Genomic DNA, 5,582 nt, shown 5'->3' on the forward strand with positions numbered 1-5,582 from the left:
GTCTGGGCGAAGACGGCCCGACCCACCAGCCGGTCGAGCATCTGGCGGCATTGCGCGCGATCCCCAACCACAATGTCTTCCGCCCGGCCGACGCGGTCGAAACCGCGGAATGCTGGCAGATCGCCCTGGAGTCGGAAAAGACGCCGTCGACCTTGGCGCTGACCCGCCAGAACCTGCCGACGGTGCGCACCGAATTCTCGGCCAAGAACCTCAGCAGCCAGGGAGCCTATGAGCTGGCCGCTGCCAGCGGCGAGGCGGCGATAACGATCTTCGCCACCGGCTCCGAGGTCGAGATCGCACTTGGCGCGCGCGAGCTGTTGGAAAAGCACGGCCATCCGACCCGCGTCGTCTCGGTTCCCTGCTTCGAACTGTTCGACCAGCAGAGCGACGACTACCGCAAGAAGACGATCGGCAATGCGCCGATCAAGATGGCGATCGAAGCCGGCATCCGCCAGGGATGGGATCATCTGATCGGCTCAGACGGCATCTTCGTCGGCATGACCGGCTTCGGCGCGTCGGGCACGATCGAGCAACTCTATCCGCATTTCGGCATTACCGCCGAGGCCGCGGCCAAGGCGGCGGAAGCCCGCCTGCACGCCAAGTAAGATTCTGGGCCAGTTCGGCGAAACCGCGAAAACGGCTTCGCCGGGCCGGCTCAACTTAATCGATTTAAATCCACGCCAGTGCGGCTGGATTCTTTCTGCTTCCGCCGCTATGAAACTGCAGACCCCTCGTCCGCCCTCCAACTCCCAGGGAGAGAATTATGACCGTCAGAGTTGCCATCAACGGATTTGGCCGCATCGGCCGCAACATCCTGCGCGCTATCCATGAATCCGGCCGCAAGGACATCGACGTCGTCGCCGTCAACGACCTCGGCCCAGTCGAGACCAATGCGCACCTCTTGCGCTATGACAGCGTGCACGGCCGCTTCCCGCATGAAGTCTCGGTATCCGGCGACCAGATCACCGTCGGCAAGGAGACGTTCAAGGTCACCGCGATCAAGGACCCGACGCAGTTGCCGTGGAAGGAACTCGGCATCGACATCGCGCTCGAATGCACCGGCATCTTCACCGCCCGCGACAAGGCAGCGGCACACCTGACCGCCGGCGCCAAGCGCGTCATCGTTTCGGCCCCTGCCGAAGGCGCCGACCTCACCGTGGTCTACGGCATCAACCACGACCAGTTGACCAAGGATCATATCGTCATCTCGAATGCCTCGTGCACCACCAACTGCCTGGCGCCGCTGGCAGCCGTGCTGCACGAAACGGTCGGCATCGAAAAAGGCATGATGACGACGATCCACTCCTACACCGGCGACCAGCCGACGCTGGACACCATGCACAAGGATCTCTACCGCGCCCGCGCCGCTGCGCTGTCGCAGATCCCGACCTCGACCGGTGCCGCCAAGGCGATCGGCTTGGTGCTGCCCGACCTCAAGGGCAAGCTCGACGGCATCTCGATCCGCGTGCCGACCCCGAACGTCTCGGTCGTCGATTTCAAGTTCATCGCCAAGCGGTCGACCACGGTGCAGGAGATCAACGAAGCCGTGATCGCCGCCTCCAACGGCAAGCTCAAGGGCATTCTCGGCGTCACTCATCACCCGAACGTGTCGATCGACTTCAACCACGATCCGCGCTCCTCGATCATGGCGCTCGACCAGACCAAGGTGATGGACGGCAATTTCGTATCGGTGCTCTCCTGGTACGACAATGAATGGGGTTTCTCCAACCGCATGGGCGACACATCGGTCGCCTTCGGCAAGACCATCGCCTGATCACAAAGCCCTCTTTTCGAGACTTGGAACGCCCGGCTTTGCCCGGGCGTTTTTCATGAGCGCAGCTTGCGCCTTCCCAAATTGTGTCCCGGGCGCCAAAACATCCGAAAATCAGCGGCATAGACCAAAAAGCCACCCTGCCGCCTTGCACTGGTCACGTCTTCGCCCCACTCTCTCGCAAAGCAGGAGACAGACGAATTTGAGGGGCTGATTTCAGGATGGAGCATGCGATCTATCTCGTCACGCTGGTCGGCACAGCGCTTGTCGTCGCCGCCGCGTTTTCGAGCCTGATCGCCTTCCGCTTCGGCGCCCCTCTTCTGCTCCTGTTCCTCTGCATTGGCCTCGCCACCGGCACCGACGGTCTCGGCATCCAGTTCGACAATGCCCGCATCGCCTATTTTGCCGGCTCACTGGCGCTGGCCGTCATCCTGTTCGATTCCGGCTTCGGCACGCCGCTCAACGCCTTGCGGCAGGCAGCCGGCCCGGCGTTGTCGCTGGCGACCTTCGGCGTAATTCTGACCACCGGCCTGTTCGGCGCCGCCGCCCACTATCTGCTCGACCTCACCTGGCTGGAATCCTTCCTGCTCGGCGCCGCCGTCGCCTCCACCGATGCGGCCGCCGTGTTCTTCCTGCTGCGTGCCGGCGAGATCAATCTGCGCGAACGCGTGCGCTCGACGCTCGAGGTGGAATCCGGCACCAATGACCCCATCGCCATCTTCCTGACCATCACGCTGGTCGAGATCATCGCCGCTCATGCCAATCCCGAGACCAACGTCCTGGTCACCAGCCTTTTCCTCGGCTTCCTCCTCAACATGGGCCTTGGCGCTGTCGTCGGCGTGCTCGGCGGCCTCGCCATCGTGCGTCTCGTCGACCGGCTCAATCTCGACCATGGCCTGCTGCCGATCTTCGTGCTGACCTTGTCGTTGATGGTCTTTGCCGCCGCCGGCGCCATTGGCGGCTCTGGCTTCCTGGCGGTCTATATCGCCGGCCTCATCTCGGGCAATTCCGATATCCGCGCCGTCACCATCCTCAAGCGCTTCCAGGACGGCATGTCATGGCTGGCACAGATCATCATGTTCCTCATCCTCGGCCTGTTCGCGACGCCCTCGCAATTCCCGGCGATCATGGTGCCGGCGGTGCTGCTCGGCCTGTTCCTGATGTTCGTGGCGCGGCCGGTCGCAGTCTGGCTCTGCCTGATCCCGTTCCGCATGCCGCGCCCCGAAGTCGCCTTTGTCTCGTGGGTCGGCCTGCGCGGCGCGGTGTCGATCCTGCTTGCCATCACCCCGCTGCTCGGCGGGCTGGAAAATGGCCGTGTCATCTTCAACACCGCCTTCATCATCGTGCTGGTGTCGCTGGTCATCCAGGGCTGGACGGTCGGACCGCTGGCGCGCCGCCTCGGTTTGATCGTGCCGGCGCGGCTCGGACCGCTGGACAAGGTCGAGCTGGAATTGCCGGGTTCGGCCCATCACGAGCTTCTCGCCTATCGCGTCGCACCCGGCAGCCCGGTGGCGCGCGGCGAGCGCATCCCACGCTGGGCGCGACCCTCGCTGGTGCTGCGTGACGGCCGTTCGATGCGCTTCCAGGACATGGGCCGGCTCGCCGCCGGCGACCAGGTCTACATTTTCGTCCCGGATCGCTATCCGCGCCTGCTCGACAAGCTGTTCGCCAGCCGTGCCGTGGTCGATCCCGAAGATGCCGATTTCTTCGGCGCCTTCGCCGTCGATCCAGCGCGCCCCGCCGCCGAACTGGAAGCAGCCTATACGCCAGGTCTAACCGAAGCGGAGCAAAAGCTCACCGTTGGCGCGCTGGTCACGGCGCGGCTCGGCGGCCATGCCGAATATGCCGACCGCGTGCTGCTCGGCCCGATAGAACTGATCGTCCGCGACGTCGACGACAAGGGGAAGATCATAGGCCTCGGCCTGTCGTTCGAGCCGACCGCGCCGGTGGCGCGGGTGCCGGTCTTCCTCAGCGCCGGAGAAATCGGCGACCGTCTTTCCGCCTTCATCCGCAATTGGCGCAAGCCGACCGAGGCGCAGGCGGACGAGGCGCGGGCGGACGAGGCGCGGGCGGACGAGAAACCGGCCCCGGAGCCAGCGCCGGAAAAGGCAGCAACCGAAAGCTGACAAACCCGCTATTGAGCGCTGCCATTCATCCGCCCGCCAGTGCAAGATCGTGCCCACTTCAAAATTTCGGTTCGAGCGCGCCCTAAGCCTTGCATCGCCGCCGATGCGGGGTATGGTCCCCCGGTTTTTCGCGAAAGGAACCCGCATGGCCGCCTTCAAGACACTCGACGATATCGGCAACATCAGCGGCAAGCGCGTGCTGGTGCGCGTCGACCTCAACGTGCCTGTCACTGAGGGCAAAGTCACCGACGCCACCCGCATCGAACGCATCGCACCGACCATCGCCGAGCTATCGGCCAAGGGCGCCAAGGTCATCCTGCTCGCCCATTTCGGCCGACCCAAGGATGGGCCTTCGCCCGAATTCTCGCTGGAGCCGATCGCCAAAGCCACGGCAGAAGTGCTCGGCCGCCCCGTCGGTTTCGCCTCGGATTGCGTCGGCGACACGGCCGGAAGCGCTGTCGCCGCCATGAACAAGGGCGACGTGCTGCTGCTCGAAAACACTCGCTTCTACAAGGCCGAAGAAAAGAATGACCCGGCCTTCACCGAAAAACTCGCCGCCAATGGCGATATCTTCGTCAACGACGCCTTCTCGGCCGCGCACCGCGCGCATTCTTCGACCGAGGGACTGGCGCATCTGTTGCCGGCTTTTGCCGGCCGCACCATGCAAGCCGAGCTTGAGGCGCTGGAGAAAGGTCTGGGAAAACCGGTCCGTCCGGTCGTCGCCATTGTCGGCGGCGCCAAGGTCTCGACCAAGATCGATCTGTTGATGAACCTGGTGAAGAAGGTCGACGCGCTGGTCATCGGCGGCGGCATGGCCAACACCTTCCTCGCCGCGCGCGGCACCGATGTCGGGAAATCGCTGTGCGAGCATGATCTCGCCTCAACCGCCAAGCAGATCATGATCGAGGCGGCCGAGGCCGGCTGCGCCATCATCCTGCCGGTCGACGGCGTCGTCGCCAGGGAGTTCAAGGCGGGCGCGGCCTGCGAGACCGTCGCCATCTCCGATGTGCCGGCCGACGGGATGATCCTCGATGTCGGCGCCAAAACCGTGACGACCATCGGCGAATGGATCGACCGCGCCGCGACACTGGTCTGGAACGGCCCGCTCGGCGCCTTCGAGATCGCGCCCTTCGACCATGCGACGGTGGCGGCGGCCAAGCATGCGGCGTCGCGCACCAAGGAAGGCAAGCTGGTCTCGGTCGCAGGCGGTGGCGATACGGTGGCGGCGCTCAACCACGCCGGCGTCGCCGACGACTTCACCTATGTCTCGACCGCCGGCGGCGCCTTCCTGGAGTGGATGGAAGGCAAGCCGCTGCCCGGCGTCGATGTGTTGAAGCGCTGAGGCTCCGAGGCGATCAACACTCGGAGAGCGAACAAGGCCGCCCGAGGCTTCAATCGATTCGAGCTTTCCGATGCCATTCCTTTGGCGGTAGACTTCCGTTAAGCGCGGAACAACCGTTTCAGGAGAAGCAACAATGAGCGAACGTCTCGAAGACATTGCCGCTGCGATCGTCGCCGATGGCAAGGGCCTGCTGGCCGCCGACGAAAGTTCCGGCACCATCAAGAAGCGCTTCGACGTCATCGGCGTCGAATCGACCGCCGACAGCCGCCGCGACTACCGCGAGATGATGTTTCGCACCAGGGAGGCGATGACCCGCTACATTTCCGGTGTCATCCTCTATGAC

At 64.3% G+C, this 5,582-nt stretch carries 5 protein-coding genes; all 5 read left to right on the top strand.

All coding sequences use genetic code 11. From position 1 onward, the window contains the following. Window positions 1-605, top strand: a 605-nt coding sequence (locus EN914_RS22230; RefSeq protein ID WP_281034665.1) for a transketolase-like TK C-terminal-containing protein, incomplete at its 5' end; no start/stop codon positions are given. Window positions 606-763: 158 nt separating this feature from the next. After that, window positions 764-1,774 carry a type I glyceraldehyde-3-phosphate dehydrogenase gene (gap, locus tag EN914_RS22235; protein WP_013529249.1) on the top strand — a complete coding sequence of 337 codons (1,011 nt, stop codon included), beginning with the start codon at window positions 764-766 and terminating at the stop codon, window positions 1,772-1,774. 218 nt (window positions 1,775-1,992) lie between these two features. Beyond that, a complete protein-coding gene (locus tag EN914_RS22240) occupies window positions 1,993-3,897 on the top strand; it encodes a potassium/proton antiporter (protein ID WP_024502996.1) in 1,905 nt (634 codons plus the stop codon). Window positions 3,898-4,042: 145 nt separating this feature from the next. After that, complete coding sequence (locus EN914_RS22245; RefSeq protein WP_013529247.1) at window positions 4,043-5,239, top strand: phosphoglycerate kinase; 1,197 nt, start codon at window positions 4,043-4,045, stop codon at window positions 5,237-5,239. A 133-nt stretch (window positions 5,240-5,372) separates the two neighbouring features. Then, a partial coding sequence (locus EN914_RS22250; RefSeq protein WP_127389261.1) for a class I fructose-bisphosphate aldolase occupies window positions 5,373-5,582 on the top strand: 210 nt, incomplete at its 3' end.

It is taken from the genome of Mesorhizobium sp. M7A.F.Ca.CA.001.08.2.1, from assembly GCF_003998455.1.
Classification (GTDB): Bacteria; Pseudomonadota; Alphaproteobacteria; order Rhizobiales; family Rhizobiaceae; genus Mesorhizobium; species Mesorhizobium ciceri.